Below are 14,091 nucleotides of genomic sequence, written 5' to 3'. Positions count from 1 at the left end.
GTGCTGCGCGCCCGGTTCGTCGTCGTCCTCCTCGGGGTGGTGGCGGTGCTGGCCCTGGCCGGGCCGGCCGCCGCGCACGTGGGCGACGGCCGGGCGGGCAGCGACTTCGACGGCCGGGTCCTCTCGGTCACCCCGGCGGTGCCCGGGGTGACCGTGCGGGTGCTGCAGTTCGGCGACGAGCTGGAGGTCGTCAACCCCACCGGCACCGAGCTCGCCGTGCCCGGGTACTCGGGCGAGCCCTACCTGCGCATCGGCCCCGACGGCGTGTGGCGCAACCGGCTCAGCCCGGCGACCACGATCAACCTGGACCGCTTCGGGCGCACGCCGCTGCCGGCCGACGCCGACCCGCTGGCCGCGCCGGACTGGGTGCAGGTGAGCACGCAGCCCGAGTACACCTGGCACGACCACCGCACGCACTGGATGAGCGAGGGCCAGCTGCCGCCGGCGGTGGCCGCCGACCCGACCACCGACCACGTGGTGCTCGAGTGGACGGTGCCGATGGCCTACGGCGGGCAGGACGTCGTGGTCGACGGCGAGCTGACCTGGTCGCCCCCGCCGCCGGGCTGGCTGGTCTGGCCGCTGTACGCCGTGCTCCTGCTGGCCGTCGTGGCGGCCGGGTGGTCCGGTCCGGGTCCGCTGGCGGGGGCGCTGGCCCTGGGGGCGGCCGCCTCGCTGTGGCACGCCCTGGCCACCCCGGTGCCGTCGGTCACGCAGGGCTCGCACGCCGGCGCGGTCGTCTCTGCACTGCTCCCCGCGTTGCTGGTGGCCGGGGTGTCGGTGCTGGGCATCCGCGCCGCCCGGCGCGTGCGAGGCGGGCTGACCGGGGTGCTGGCGGTGGTGGCCGGCTGGCTGCTGCTGGTCCAGGGCCTGCCCGACGTCGACGTGCTGTGGACGGCGAACGTGCTGGCGACCGGGCCCGGTGTCCTGGGGCGTGCGGCGGTCGCGGTGCTGCTGGCCGGGGGTGCGGGTCTGGTGGCCGGCGGTGCGCTCGCCGCCCGTCGGTCCCGTCGCGATCCGGTCACGGCGGGCGTACCGGCCGGGGCGCCGGGGTAGCGGGCCGGCACCCGTCCCGTCCAGCGAGGAGCCCGTGTGCGCCGTCGTCCTGCTCTCCTGTCCCTCGCCGCCGTCGCGGCCCTGACCCTCTCGGCGTGCGCCGACGAGGCAGAGGTGCGGCCCTCGGGGGAGGTGGTGGGCGGCAACGCCGGGGTCGACGAGACCGTGGACGCCGACATCACGGTCCAGGACGTCGAGCTGGAGTTCGTCGAGGGCGGGTACGCCGCCGGTGACGACGCTGACCTGTACCTGGCCATCACCAACCGCGGGACCACCGACGCCGAGCTGGTCGAGGTGCGCACCGACGCCGCGGACTCGGTGACCGGCGACCTGCCGATCACCGCCCCGGCCGGCGACAACGTCTACGTGGGCGCCGAGGGTGGTCCCGACCTCACGCTGGTCGGCCTGGCGCAGGCCCGGACGTCGTCCCAGTCGGTGCCGGTGACCTTCGTGTTCGCCGACGGCGACGAGGTGACGGTGGAGGCCGTGGTGGCCGCCCAGCCCCAGGACCCCGACGACGACGACTTCGACGACCCCGACCAGGACACCAGCAGCGACAGCTGACCCGACGGGCCCGGTCCGCGGCGACGGCCCGCTCGTGGCAGGCTGCCCGGTGTGAGCGGGGTCGCGCAGGTGCTGGCCGCCGAGGGGCCGCCCCCCGGCGTCGAGCCCCACCTGGGGTTGTCGGTCCTGCTGGCGCTGCTCTCGGCGTGCGCGTTCGCGGTGTCCACGGTCGTGCAGCACCGGGCCGCCACCGATGCCGGGCAGGACCTCCCGCAGGGTGCCGTGCTGCGGCTGGTCGGCAAGCTGGTGCGCAACCGGGCCTGGATCGGCGGTCAGGCCGCCGCGCTGACCGGATTCCTGCTGCACGCCGCGGCGCTGAAGTTCGGCCCGGTGGTGGTCGTGCAGCCGCTGCTGTCGGGCGGGCTGGTGATCTCCCTCGCCCTGGGCGCCCTGGTCGACCGGCGGTACCCCGGCCGGGTGCTGCCGGAGAAGGGGCAGTGGATCTCGGCCGGTGTGGTGGCGGTGACGCTCGGGCTGTTCGTCGTCTCGGCTCGGCCCGACCACGGCGGGGCCTACGCCCGGCCCGGTCCGCTGCTGCTCTGCGTCGGGGGGGCCGCGACGGTGATGGTGCTGGCGGCGCTGTGGGCGCTGCGGCCGCGCGCCCCGCACAAGGCGCTGGCGCTGGGGCTCGGCGCCGGCTTCGGGTTCGGCATCACCGGTCTGCTGCTCAAGGACGTCGTCGCCCACCCCCCGGGCGACCTGCTCACCAGCTGGACCACCTACGTGCTGCTGGTCTCCGGGGCCACGTCCATCACCTTCGCGCAGTGGGCCTACCAGTCGGGCGCGCTGATCGAGTGCCTGCCGGTCATGGCGGTGCTGGAGCCGCTGGTCGCCGTCGGTCTGGCCGCACCGGTGTACGGCGAGCGGCTCGCGCCGGGCCTGCTGGCCACGACGGGCCAGGTGGTCGGGGTCGTCGGCCTGGTGGTCGGCGTGGCCGTGCTGGCCCGGCGGACGGCGGCCCGCGATGCCACCGGGGTCCCGCTGGCGGTGCCGGCCCCGGCGCCGGCGCCGCACCCGCACACCTGACCCACCGGGGCGAACTACAGCGCTGTCATTTTCCTGGCGGCGTGTCGCGCACAACGCGCCGGACAAGGGGTCACAGACGGATCACGGGTCGTTACGTTGTGCGCGATCAGCGGGTCGGCGAGCAGCGGGGGGATCGCGGTATGGCGGGTCGGGGGAGCACGGGCCGGGGTCCGGGCGGGCTGACCAGCGCACGGCGCCGGCCGATGGCCCTGGTCGTCGCCCTCGCCCTCGGCGGTGTCCTGGCCGGGGTCTTCGGCCTGCACGGCACCCCGGTCGCCGACGCCGCGCCCGACGTCGAGGTCGCCCAGGCCCTGGCCGCCTCGGAGAACTCGGACTTCGCCGAGCAGGCCGAGGCCATGCCGCAGATGGCCATCACCGAGGCCCAGGCGCAGCAGCGGCTGGCCGAGGTCGCCGCCTCCCGGGCCCAGCGCGACGCCGAGGCCGCAGCCGCTGCCGAGGCCGCCCGCCCCGACGCCGTGATGCCGGTCGACGGCGCCCGCATGACCACCTGTTTCTGCCAGCGCTGGGGCACCATGCACTGGGGCATCGACCTCGCCGCCCCGATGCTCACCCCCGAGTACGCGGCCGAGGACGGCGTGGTCATCAAGGCCGGCGCGGCCAGCGGCTACGGGCAGGCCGTCTACATCCTGGGCGTCAGCGGCGACGTGACGATCTACGGCCACATGGAGGAGATCGAGGTCGCAGCCGGCGACACCGTCGAGATGGGCGAGACGATCGCGCTGCTGGGCAGCCGCGGCCAGTCGACCGGCCCGCACCTGCACTTCGAGGTGCACGAGGGCGGCATCAACGGCGAGCCGGTCGACCCGGTCGAGTGGCTCGAGGACCGCGGCGTCGACTTCAGGGCGTGAAGCGGTAGCCCATGCCGGGTTCGGTGTGCAGGTACCGCGGGTGGGCCGGGTCGGGCTCGAGCTTGCGGCGCAGCTGGGCGAGGTAGACCCGCAGGTAGTTGGTCTCCGTCTCGTAGGCCGGGCCCCACACCGACTGCAGCAGCTGCCGCTGCCCGACCAGCCGGCCCGAGGCGCGCACCAGCTCCGACAGCAGCGCCCACTCGGTGGGGGTCAGCCGCACGGGGACGCCGTCCACGGTCACCTGCCGGGCCGCGAGGTCGACGGTGAAGTGCTCGGTCACGACCACCGGTTCGCCGGGGGTGTCGGGTCGCCGGCGCACCACGGCGCGCAGCCGGGCCAGCAGCTCGTCCATGTCGAAGGGCTTGGTCACGTAGTCGTCGGCCCCGGCGTCCAGGGCGTCGACCTTGTCCCGGCTGTCCGCGCGGGCCGAGAGCACCAGCACCGGGCCGGTGAACCAGGGGCGCAGGCCGGCCAGCACCTCGGTGCCGTCGAGGTCGGGCAGGCCCAGGTCCAGCACGACGACGTCGGGGTGGGCGGCCGCGGCCTCGCGCAGCGCCGTCGTTCCGTCGGGGGCGGTGACCACCTCGTGCCCGGCGGCCCGCAGCGTGATCCGCAGGGCGCGCAGCAGCTGGACGTCGTCGTCCACGACCAGCACCCGGCTCACGCCGCCACCCGCAGGGACAGCACCATGGTCAGCCCGCCGCCGGGGGTGTCCTCGGCGTCGAGGGTGCCGCCCATGGCCTCCGTGAGGCCGCGGGCCACGGCCAGACCCAGACCCACGCCGTGCCCGGACGGCGAGTCGCCCAGCCGCTGGAAGGGGGCGAACACCCGCTCGCGGTCGGCCTCGGGCACCCCGGGCCCACGGTCGACGACCCGCAGCTCCACCCGTCCGGGCAGCGTCCCGGCGGTGACCGCCAGCGGGCCGGACGGCGCGTGCCGGGCCGCGTTGCCCACCAGGTTGGCCACGACCCGCTCGAGCAGCCCGGGGTCGGCCAGGACCGCGGGCAGGTCGTCGGGGGCGGTGACGGTGACCCGCGACGGGTCCTCCAGCCAGCTCAGCGCCCGGTGCACGACGCCCACCAGGTCGGCGGGCGCGGTCACCGGGGTGACGGCGCCGGCCTGCAGGCGGCTCATGTCCAGCAGGTTGTCCACCAGGCCGGTGAGCCGGTCGGCGGACTCGTCGACGGTCTCGACGAGCTCGACCCGGTCGGCCTCGGTGAGCGCGAGCTGGGTGGAGCGCAGGGCGGAGGAGGCGGCCTTGATGCCGGCCAGCGGGGTGCGCAGGTCGTGGCTGACCGCGGCCAGCAGGGCGGTGCGCATGCTGTTGCCGGCGGCCAACCGGTCGGACTCGGCGGCCGCGGCGGCGAGCCGGCCCTGCTGCAGCGCGACGGCGGCCTGCTCGGCGAAGGCCACCAGCACCCGCCGGTCCCCGGGCGCCAGGGCCCGTCCGCTCAGCCGCAGGGCGAGGGTCTCGGTGATCGGTTCGGTGTCGACGTCGCCGGTGGGCCGGCCGCAGGCACCGACCTCCCGGCCGTCCTCGACGAGGGCGACGGAGTCCAGCCCGAAGGCCTCCCGCACCTGCTCCAGCAGTGCCGGGAGACCCTGGTTGCCCGCGAGGACCGAGCGGGACAGCGAGGCCAGCAACGCGGTCTCGGCGCGGGACCGGGCCGCCGCGGTGGCCCGGCGGGCCGACCGGTCGACCACGGTGGCCACCGCGACGGCGACCACCAGGTAGCCGGCCAGCGCCACGACGTCGTCGAGCTGGTCGACGGTGAGCCGGCCGGTCGGGACGGTGAAGAACCAGTTCTCGGCCAACCCGCCGACCACCGCGGCGACCAGGGCGGGGTAGAGCCCGCCGACCAGGGCCACCGAGACGACCAGCAGCAGGAAGACCAAGAGCACGCTGGCCAGGGGCAGCGCCGACCCGGCGGCCAGGCACAGGGCGGTCACCGCCGGCACCCCGAGCAGCGCCACGACCAGGCCGGCCCAGCGGCGGCGGGCGGTGAGCGCGCCGGTCAGCGGGGGCAGCCGCAGGCCGCGGGACCCGGCGGCGGCGTGGGTGACGATGTGCACGTCGATCTCGCCGGACTCGGCGACCACCGCGCCGCCGACCCCGCCGCGGAACGCCCGGGCCCAGCGGGTGCGCCGGGAGGTGCCCACGACCAGCTGCGTCGCGTCGACCCCGCGGGCGAACTCGAGCAGCGCGGTGGCGACGTCGTCGCCGACGACCTGGTGGTAGGTGCCGCCGAGGGACTCGACCAGCGTGCGCTGCGCCCGCAGGGCGGCGGGGGAGGCGCCGGTGAGGCCGTCGGAGCGCAGCACGTGGACGGCGAGCAGCACGCCGTCCCCACCCCGGCGGGCGACCCGCGCGGCCCGGCGGACCAGCGTCTCGCCCTCGGGCCCCCCGGTGAGTGCGACGACGACGCGCTCGCGGGTCTCCCACACGTGGTCGATGTCGTGCTCGGCGCGGTAGCGCCGCAGGCCCTCGTCGACCCGGTCGGCCAGCCACAGCAGGGCCAGCTCGCGCAGCGCGGTGAGGTTGCCGACCCGGAACCAGTTGCCCATGGCGGCGTCGACCCGCTCGGCGGGGTAGACGTTGCCGTGGGCCAGCCGGCGGCGCAGCGACTCCGGCGACATGTCGACCAGCTCGACCTGGTCGGCCCGGCGCACCACCTCGTCGGGCACGGTCTCGCCCTGGGTGACCCCGGTGATCTGGGCGACGACGTCGGTGAGGCTGGCCAGGTGCTGCACGTTCACGGTGGTGATCACGCAGATGCCGGCCGCGACGAACTCGTCGACGTCCTGCCAGCGGAACTCGTTGCGCGACCCGGGTGCGTTGGTGTGCGCCAGCTCGTCGACCACCACGACCTCGGGGTGGCGGGCCAGCACGCCGTCCACGTCGAGCTCGGACAACGACACCCCGCGGTGCGTGACGGTCGCGCGGGGGAGGACCTCCAGGCCCTCGAGCTGCGCCGCGGTCCTGTCCCGGCCGTGCGTCTCGACCACCCCGACGACGACGTCGGCACCCCGGGCGGCCCGGCGGTGCGCCTCGCCGAGGGCGGCGAAGGTCTTCCCGACGCCCGGTGCGGCGCCCAGGTAGACGCGCAAGGTGCCCCGGCCCATGTGCTCCATGATCACCCCGCGCGGTGCGTCCGGCCGTCAAGGTCCCGTCAGGATCGCCCCGCGGAGTGACCCTCCCGGTGATCACGGAGCCCAGGACACGGGAACCCGGCGCGTCTCCGCCCCAGGTCCGTGATCGCCGAGTGAGGCCTGGGTGTCAGGACGACGTCAAGGGCTCCGCCGGCGGGCGTCAAGGACCCGTCAAGACGCCTCGCGGCGGGCCCGGGCGCTCCTAGCGTCGCCGACTGCGAGGGCACCGGCGACGGGTCGGGCCCGAGATGCGGAAGGCGATACCGGTGACCGACGTGGTCTACGTGCTCCTCACGCTGGCGGTCTTCGGACTGCTGGCGCTGGCCGTACGAGGGGTGGAGAAGCTGTGACCTGGGTCGGGTTGGCCGTCGCGGTCGGGCTGGTCGGCTACCTGCTGGCCTCCCTGCTGTTCCCGGAGAAGTTCTGATGGCCAGCTGGCTGCAGGTCGCCGTCCTCGTGGTGGCACTCGCCGTCGTCCACAAGCCGCTGGGCGACTGGGTGGCGCGGGTCTATACGTCCGAGAAGCACTGGCGGGTCGAGAAGCTGGCCTACCGCGTGGTCGGGGTGGACGCCGACTCCGAGCAGCGCTGGCCCACCTACCTGCGCAGCGTGCTGGCGTTCTCGCTGGTCGGGGTCCTGCTGCTCTACGCGTTGCAGCGGCTGCAGGCAGTGCTGCCGCTGGACAACGGCATGGCGGCGGTCGAGCCCTCCAGCGCCTGGAACACCGCGGTCAGCTTCGTGACCAACACGAACTGGCAGGGCTACGCGGGTGAGTCGACGATGGGCCACCTCGTGCAGATGGCCGGGCTCGCGGTGCAGAACTTCGTCTCGGCCGCGGTGGGCCTGGCCGTGCTGGCCGCCCTCGTGCGCGGGTTCGCCCGGGCCGGCACCGACCGGCTGGGCAACGCGTGGGTCGACGTCACCCGCTCGGTCACCCGGCTGCTGCTGCCGCTGGCCGTCGTGGGGGCCGTCGTCCTCGTGCTGGGCGGGGTCGTGCAGAACCTGTCGGCGGGCACCGACGTCACCACGCTGGCCGGTGGGTCGCAATGGATCCCCGGGGGGCCGGTGGCGTCGCAGGAGGTCATCAAGGAGCTGGGCACCAACGGCGGCGGGTTCTTCAACGCCAACTCCGCGCACCCCTTCGAGGGGCCCAGCGCCTGGGTGTCGCTGTTCCAGGTCTTCCTGATCCTGCTGATCCCCTTCTCCCTGCCGCGCACCTTCGGCCGGATGGTCGGCGACCGCAAGCAGGGCTTCGCGATCCTCGGCGTGATGGGCCTGCTGGCCGCCATCTCGGTGGCGCTGCTCAGCGGATTCCAGGCCGGGGCGCTGCCCGAGGGCCAGGAGGTCCGCTTCGGCGGGCCGCTCTCGTCGCTGTTCGCCACCGCGACCACGCTGACCTCGACCGGGGCGATCAACACCCAGCACGACTCGCTCACCCCGCTGGGCGGCATGGTGACCCTGTTCAACATGATGCTCGGCGAGGTCGCGCCGGGCGGGGTGGGCACCGGCCTCTACGGGATGCTCGTGCTCGCCGTCGTCGCGGTCTTCGTCGCCGGCCTGATGGTCGGCCGCACCCCGGAGTACCTGGGCAAGAAGCTCGGCCGCCGCGAGATGACCCTCGCGAGCCTCTACATCCTCACCACGCCGGCGATCGTGCTGGTCGGCACGGCGGTCGCGATCGCGCTGCCCGAGGGCCGGGCCGGGATGCTGAACAGCGGCCCGCACGGGCTCTCGGAGGTGCTCTACGCGTTCACCTCCGCCGGCAACAACAACGGCTCGGCGTTCGCCGGGCTGAGCGCGAACACGCCGTTCTACAACGTGGCGCTCGGGCTGGCGATGGCGTTCGGCCGGTTCCTGCCGATCGTGCTGGTCCTCGCGCTGGCCGGCCGGCTCGCCGCCCAGGGCCGGGTCCCGGTCACCAGCGGCACGCTGCCCACCCACCGCCCGCTGTTCGCCGGGCTGCTCACCGCCGTCGTCCTCGTGGTCGTCGGTCTCACCTACTTCCCGGTGCTCGCACTCGGGCCCCTCGCCGAAGGACTGTCATGACCGCCCCCGTGCTCGACCGGGCACCCGCCCCGGAGACCGCGAAGCCCACGATCGAGTGGGCGCCCGCCCTGCGCGGCGCCGTGCGCAAGCTCGACCCGCGCGGTCTGGTGCGCCAGCCCGTGGTGTTCACCGTCTGGATCGGGTCGGTGTTCTCCACCGTCCTGGCCGTGCTGGAGCCCTCGGTCTTCGGCTGGTCGATCGCGGTCTGGCTGTGGCTGACCGTGCTGTTCGCCAACGTCGCCGAGGCCGTCGCCGAGGGCCGCGGCAAGGCCCAGGCCGCCTCGCTGCGCAGGGCCAAGACCACCGCCGTCGCGGTCATGGAGGACGGCCGCGAGGTGCCGGCCGCCTCGCTCACCCCGGGCGACCGGGTGGTCGTCGTGACCGGGCAGGTCATCCCCGGGGACGGCGACGTCGTCGAGGGCATCGCCAGCGTGGACGAGTCGGCCATCACCGGGGAGTCCGCACCGGTGATCCGCGAGTCCGGCGGCGACCGGTGCGCGGTGACCGGCGGGACGACGGTCCTCTCCGACCGCATCGTCGTGCAGATCACCAGCAAGCCGGGGGAGACCTTCGTCGACCGGATGATCGCGCTGGTCGAGGGTGCGTCGCGGCAGAAGACGCCGAACGAGGTGGCGCTGAACATCCTGCTCAGCTCGCTGACCATCGTGTTCGTGCTGGCCGTGGTGACGCTGCAGCCGATCGCCGTCTACTCGGGCGCGGGGCAGTCGCTGACCGTGCTCATCGCGCTGGTGGTCTGCCTCATCCCCACCACGATCGGGGCGCTGCTGAGCGCGATCGGCATCGCCGGCATGGACCGGTTGGTGCAGCGCAACGTGCTGGCGATGAGCGGGCGGGCCGTGGAGGCCGCCGGCGACGTCGGCACCCTGCTGCTGGACAAGACCGGCACCATCACGCTGGGCAACCGGCAGGCGGCCCGCTTCGTGCCGGTCGGGGGCGCCACCGAGGCCGAGGTCGCGCAGGCCGCCGTCCTCGCGTCGCTGGCCGACGAGACCCCTGAGGGCCGCTCGGTCGTCGTCCTCGGCGGGGGAGCGGTGGACCGCCCGGCCGGAGCCGAGTTCGTGGAGTTCACCGCGCAGACCCGGATGAGCGGGGTGGACCTGGCCGACGGCCGGCAGCTGCGCAAGGGTGCCGCCGGCGCCGTCCAGGCCTGGGTGCGCTCGCTCGGGGGCGAGGTGCCCGGGGAGGTCGGGACGTCGGTCACCGAGATCTCCACGGCTGGCGGCACCCCGCTGGTGCTGGCCGCGAACGGGCCGGACGGCGCCCGGGTGCTCGGCGTCATCGAGCTCAAGGACGTCGTCAAGCCCGGCATGCGCGAGCGCTTCGACGAGCTGCGCCGCATGGGCATCCGCACGGTGATGATCACCGGCGACAACGAGGCCACCGCGCGGGCCATCGCCGCCGAGGCCGGGGTGGACGACGTGCTGGCCGAGGCGACGCCGGAGGACAAGCTGGCGCTCATCGCCCGCGAGCAGGAGGGCGGCCGGCTGGTCGCGATGACCGGGGACGGCACCAACGACGCCCCGGCCCTCGCACAGGCCGACGTCGGCGTCGCGATGAACACAGGCACGTCGGCCGCGAAGGAGGCCGGCAACATGGTCGACCTCGACAGCGACCCGACGAAGCTGATCGAGATCGTGGCCATCGGCAAGCAGCTGCTCATCACCCGCGGCTCGCTGACCACGTTCTCCATCGCGAACGACCTGGCCAAGTACTTCGCGATCCTGCCGGCGATGTTCGCCCCGGTATTCCCCGGGCTGGACACGCTCAACGTGATGCGGCTGCACTCGCCGGAGTCCGCGATCCTCTCGGCGGTCATCTTCAACGCGCTGATCATCGTGGCGCTGGTGCCGCTGGCCCTGCGCGGCGTGAAGTACCGACCGGGGACGGCGTCGGCCCTGCTGTCCCGCAACCTGCTGGTCTACGGCGTCGGCGGCGTGGTGCTGCCGTTCCTCGGGATCAAGGCCATCGACCTGCTCGTCTCTCTGATTCCCGGGATCTCGTGATGCTGCGTCAACTGCTCGCCTCCGTCCGCGCCCTGCTGCTGGCCACCGTCGTCCTCGGCCTGGCCTACCCGCTGCTGGTCACCGGTGTCGCCCAGGTGGCGGTGCCCGGGCGGGCCGACGGGTCGCTGGTCTCGACCGCCGACGGCACCGTCGTCGGGTCCTCGCTGATCGGCCAGGGCTTCGTGGACTCCTCCGGGGACCCGCTGCCCGAGTACTTCCAGTCCCGTCCCTCGGCGGGGGACTGGGACGGCCTGGCCTCCGGTGGCTCGAACCTGGGTCCGTCGTCCCCGGAGCTGGCCGAGGCGGTGGCGTCCCGGCGTTCGGCCGTCGCCGCGTTCAACGGGGTGCCGGAGTCCGACGTGCCCGACGACGCGGTCACGACGTCGGCGTCCGGGCTGGACCCGGGCATCTCGCCGGCCTACGCCGCCATCCAGGTGTCCCGGGTGGCCACGGCTCGCGGGCTGTCCGCGGCCGACGTCCAGCCGCTGGTCGAGCAGGCCACCCATGGCCGGGACCTGGGCTTCATCGGGGCGCCGTACGTCGACGTGCTGGAGCTCAACCTGGCCCTGGACGCCGCTCTCGGCTGATCGAGGGTGAGGGTCCCGGCCGCCACGCCGGTGACCGGGACCCTCCTCCGAGGTGGCCGCCCGGGGGCTGTATGGTTGTCAACGGCTCGGACACACCAGACCGGGTCGCAAGGGGCTGTGGCGCAGCTGGTAGCGCACCACACTGGCAGTGTGGGGGTCAGGGGTTCGAGTCCCCTCAGCTCCACCCGATCGACCAGGCCGTCCTCCACCAGGAGGGCGGCCTTCGTCGTCCCCCGGGCCTGTCGAACCCAGGGGGCTACGAGCTGCTCTGCTCGGGCGGGGCCTCGATGTCGAAGCCCAGGCGGCGTGCGTCGTCCAGGGCCGCGCGGAACGTCGGGAGATCCATGCCCAGGTTGGCGGCCGCATCCTCGCGCTGGGTCGTCCGGCCGCGGTGTCGGCGGTAGGCGTCGACGGCATCAAGGGCGAGCGCGGTTCGCCGCTCGGTCGCGGACTTCCGCCTCGCCACGGCTGAGTCGGACGCCTGTTGCCGTTCCCACGGTCTTCGCCACGGTGCCGAACAGGGTGGCAGGCCAGCACGCGAGAAAACGGAGTGGTAAGCGGCTGATGCCACGGGCACCATGGCTGCCGAGGGTGCCGCTGACCTGCGCACCCATGGAGTCGCGGGTTCAAATCCCGTCGTCCCTGTTCGCAGGGTCGTAGCTCAGTCCGGTAGAGCGGCAGTGTGCCTGGTCGACCTCGTCGGCCAGGCACACTGTGTTTCACGGCGGACAGGGACGACGGGGTCATCAGTTCACTGCTGTTGCGCCCGGCCCATCCGCGACGGTGCCCGTCGTCCTGCCGTGCCCTGCGTGTGGGCCACGGCGCCGAACAAGGGAGAGGGGTCGGCGGTCGCCAAGCGGTCTCAGGTCTCGATGCCGAGCCTGGTTGGGGTCGCCGTCCTACAGGCCGTCGAGAAGTCGGGTGATGTCGTCGACCCTGTCGGGGGAGCGGCGGTCTCGGTCGTGCCCGACGTGCTGCCAGAAGTCGACGAGTGTCCGGTCGGGATTTGGTCGCCATCGTCGAGGTCGTCGTCGGCTGTGGGACAGCACCCGAACCGCGGCGGCGACCAGTAATTCGTCCACCTCGCTGTGCATGAAGTAGCCGGTCAGCGGTTTCGCCGCCACCTCCATCACCCGGCGGTGGGTGGATTCGTCCGCATCGAGGATGGCCTCGGCCAGCTGGGTCTCGTCGCGGAGCCACAATTGCTCGGCGATGTCTTCGCGGCTGGCAAGGATCATCCGCGGATTCTGGCACCGGCACGGCTGAGATCGGTGGATGTGCTGCCGTGCGCTTGGTCTTCGCCGCGGTGACGAACAGCGGAGTGCGGCCCGTCGGTCGCGGCGACTACCGGCGGTGAGCACCCTCACCGCCGATTCAGCTCGGCCCGTTGCCGTCGTGGTCGAGAACCCAGGTGGCGTCGTCGCGGGTGAAGTACATCCAGTACTCGTAGTCGCCGTTCACAACCAGGACCACTTCGGCGGTTGGGCCCACGAAACTCACCGAGATGACCCGCGCCTCTGCCGCTGGTGGCCACTCCGCGAGCGCCAGCTCGTGCAGTGCGTGTTCGGCTCGGCCGCTGTCCACCACAGCCGCAGGCTAGGACTGTGCTGCCGTGTCGTCGATCTTCGCGACGGTGCCGGACAGGGCAACAGGCTCCGGGCGTCAGTCCGAGTGGGAAGTCCGGGTGGTCTCGTGGTCTCGTGGTCTCTCCACGAGGCGGCTGCAACGTGCTTGAGATGTTCGACGTAGCCGGTGAGGGCCCCGAGAAGCTCGTCATCATCAAGCCCCGTTGTGACCCTGACAGCCCATGCCACGTCGCCGTCAGCGTCTCGGTAGCGGATCAGCGCGAACAGCTCGTCAGCGGCTGCATCCCCGGGCAGCTGTGGGATCTGCAGACCGCCCAAGACATTCGCAACCGGCTGCCCGGCCATCTGCTCCGTCATGCCTGGACGGCACTGGCGGCGCCGCGGAAGTGCTCCGTCTGGAGGCTGCTGCCGGTGCCAAATAGTGGGGAGGAGTTGGCGTCCTGTTGAGCCAACACACCAGGACGCCAGCACCTGCCACGATCTCCTCGTGAATCCCTGGCCGTTCCCAGCGTCCCCCGACACGTTGATCTTCACGACGCAGCCGATCCTCGATGGGGCTCCGGTCGTGGATGTGCACCACGACGGCGACGGCGACTGGCAGGTGCTCTGCGGAACCACGCTGGATCTCGAGGACGCCAGGATGGTCCACTTCGGTCACCTGGTGGAGATGCACCCGGGTCTGGTCGCCCTGGCAGACCTGCCCCCGGGCTGGTCGGCCACCGTCTGCGGCGACCCAGGTGACGCCGGCTGGTGCCGGTCGGTAGCGACCGATTCGTAACCCCTTCGTGCGGCTGATGACGTGCGCACGATCTTCGCGACGGTGCCGAGAAGACCAGCACCGACCTGCAGCTAGCGGTTCCACTGCCAATCGGTGACGCGGTGATGCACCGTGACGATGTTGATTCTCAAGTCGATCCACCCCTCGACCTCGAGCTGGGCGATGCAGGCGTCCGCCTCACGCTCACTGAAGAACCCACCCAGCTGGCTCACCTCGCCATCTCGCTGGTCGAAGTGCTCGACCAAGTAGGTGATGAGGGGTTCGGCGTACCCAGCCGGCAGCCACATGGCGAAAGGCCGCCAGCTCCGCAGGATGAGTCGGCCGAGCCGGATGTGCACTCGCACACCCTAGGTCGTTCACCTGGTGCTGCCGTGCCCACAGTCTTCGTGACGGTGCCGAAAAGACCCC

Annotated in this window: 16 protein-coding genes and 1 tRNA gene; 11 read left to right on the top strand and 6 right to left on the bottom strand. The window is 73.3% G+C overall.

The window, feature by feature from the left end; translation table 11 throughout:
- The 4 genes from BLS67_RS00465 to BLS67_RS00450 all read left to right on the top strand — a co-directional run bounded on the left by BLS67_RS00465 (window position 1) and on the right by BLS67_RS00450 (window position 3,512).
- Entirely contained in the window at window positions 1-1,053 is a 1,053-nt protein-coding gene (locus tag BLS67_RS00465; protein WP_242653664.1) for a hypothetical protein, read from the top strand.
- A gap of 36 nt (window positions 1,054-1,089) precedes the next feature.
- On the top strand, window positions 1,090-1,617 hold the full coding sequence (locus BLS67_RS00460; RefSeq protein ID WP_091237867.1) for a copper chaperone PCu(A)C: 528 nt from the start codon (window positions 1,090-1,092) through the stop codon (window positions 1,615-1,617).
- A gap of 51 nt (window positions 1,618-1,668) precedes the next feature.
- Window positions 1,669-2,643, top strand: a complete 975-nt coding sequence (locus BLS67_RS00455; RefSeq protein ID WP_091237864.1) for a DMT family transporter — start codon at window positions 1,669-1,671, stop codon at window positions 2,641-2,643.
- A gap of 203 nt (window positions 2,644-2,846) precedes the next feature.
- Window positions 2,847-3,512, top strand: a complete 666-nt coding sequence (locus BLS67_RS00450) for a M23 family metallopeptidase (protein ID WP_242653663.1) — start codon at window positions 2,847-2,849, stop codon at window positions 3,510-3,512.
- Here BLS67_RS00450 and BLS67_RS00445 read toward each other — a convergent pair.
- Complete coding sequence (locus BLS67_RS00445; RefSeq protein WP_091237857.1) at window positions 3,502-4,176, bottom strand: response regulator; 675 nt, start codon at window positions 4,174-4,176, stop codon at window positions 3,502-3,504. The two genes, BLS67_RS00450 and BLS67_RS00445, sit on opposite strands and share 11 nt — an antisense overlap.
- Window positions 4,173-6,635 (bottom strand): sensor histidine kinase, encoded by a 2,463-nt coding sequence (locus BLS67_RS00440; RefSeq protein WP_091239089.1) that lies wholly within the window; start codon window positions 6,633-6,635, stop codon window positions 4,173-4,175. The genes BLS67_RS00445 and BLS67_RS00440 overlap by 4 nt, the downstream gene beginning before the upstream one ends.
- A gap of 373 nt (window positions 6,636-7,008) precedes the next feature.
- Between BLS67_RS00440 and kdpF the strand changes: the two genes are divergently transcribed.
- The 5 genes from kdpF (at window position 7,009) to BLS67_RS00415 (ending at window position 11,503) form a co-directional block, all read left to right on the top strand.
- Window positions 7,009-7,089, top strand: coding sequence for a K(+)-transporting ATPase subunit F (gene kdpF, locus BLS67_RS24910; RefSeq protein ID WP_109504709.1), 81 nt, complete (start codon window positions 7,009-7,011; stop codon window positions 7,087-7,089).
- Window positions 7,089-8,708 (top strand): potassium-transporting ATPase subunit KdpA, encoded by a 1,620-nt coding sequence (gene kdpA, locus BLS67_RS00430; protein ID WP_091237851.1) that lies wholly within the window; start codon window positions 7,089-7,091, stop codon window positions 8,706-8,708. The genes kdpF and kdpA overlap by 1 nt, the downstream gene beginning before the upstream one ends.
- Window positions 8,705-10,732, top strand: coding sequence for a potassium-transporting ATPase subunit KdpB (kdpB, locus tag BLS67_RS00425; RefSeq protein WP_091237848.1), 2,028 nt, complete (start codon window positions 8,705-8,707; stop codon window positions 10,730-10,732). Before kdpA ends, kdpB begins: the two co-directional genes overlap by 4 nt.
- Entirely contained in the window at window positions 10,732-11,319 is a 588-nt protein-coding gene (gene kdpC, locus BLS67_RS00420; RefSeq protein WP_091239085.1) for a potassium-transporting ATPase subunit KdpC, read from the top strand. The genes kdpB and kdpC overlap by 1 nt, the downstream gene beginning before the upstream one ends.
- 111 nt (window positions 11,320-11,430) lie before the next feature.
- Window positions 11,431-11,503 (top strand) — tRNA-Ala (locus BLS67_RS00415).
- 72 nt (window positions 11,504-11,575) lie between these two features.
- Here BLS67_RS00415 and BLS67_RS00410 read toward each other — a convergent pair.
- From BLS67_RS00410 to BLS67_RS00400, 3 genes are all read right to left on the bottom strand, one after another.
- Window positions 11,576-11,785: a hypothetical protein gene (locus BLS67_RS00410; RefSeq protein ID WP_091237845.1), complete on the bottom strand. Its 210-nt coding sequence runs from the start codon at window positions 11,783-11,785 to the stop codon at window positions 11,576-11,578.
- A 433-nt stretch (window positions 11,786-12,218) separates the two neighbouring features.
- Window positions 12,219-12,557, bottom strand: coding sequence for a hypothetical protein (locus BLS67_RS00405; protein ID WP_091237841.1), 339 nt, complete (start codon window positions 12,555-12,557; stop codon window positions 12,219-12,221).
- Window positions 12,558-12,693: 136 nt separating this feature from the next.
- Entirely contained in the window at window positions 12,694-12,906 is a 213-nt protein-coding gene (locus BLS67_RS00400) for a hypothetical protein (RefSeq protein WP_091237838.1), read from the bottom strand.
- A 149-nt stretch (window positions 12,907-13,055) separates the two neighbouring features.
- Here BLS67_RS00400 and BLS67_RS00395 point away from each other — a divergent pair, with 149 nt between their 5' ends.
- Both BLS67_RS00395 and BLS67_RS00390 read left to right on the top strand, forming a co-directional pair.
- Window positions 13,056-13,352: a hypothetical protein gene (locus BLS67_RS00395; protein WP_131801642.1), complete on the top strand. Its 297-nt coding sequence runs from the start codon at window positions 13,056-13,058 to the stop codon at window positions 13,350-13,352.
- Window positions 13,353-13,392: 40 nt separating this feature from the next.
- Entirely contained in the window at window positions 13,393-13,683 is a 291-nt protein-coding gene (locus tag BLS67_RS00390; RefSeq protein WP_091237832.1) for a hypothetical protein, read from the top strand.
- A gap of 71 nt (window positions 13,684-13,754) precedes the next feature.
- On the opposite strand, the gene BLS67_RS00385 is transcribed toward BLS67_RS00390, so the two are convergent.
- Window positions 13,755-14,021, bottom strand: a complete 267-nt coding sequence (locus BLS67_RS00385) for a hypothetical protein (protein WP_091237829.1) — start codon at window positions 14,019-14,021, stop codon at window positions 13,755-13,757.
- Between the last annotated feature and the right edge of the window lie 70 nt (window positions 14,022-14,091).

This window comes from Klenkia soli (assembly GCF_900103975.1).
GTDB lineage: Bacteria > Actinomycetota > Actinomycetes > Mycobacteriales > Geodermatophilaceae > Klenkia > Klenkia soli.
The sequence above is the reverse complement of the archived record's forward strand: the minus strand, read 5'-3'. Positions and strand labels throughout refer to the sequence as shown.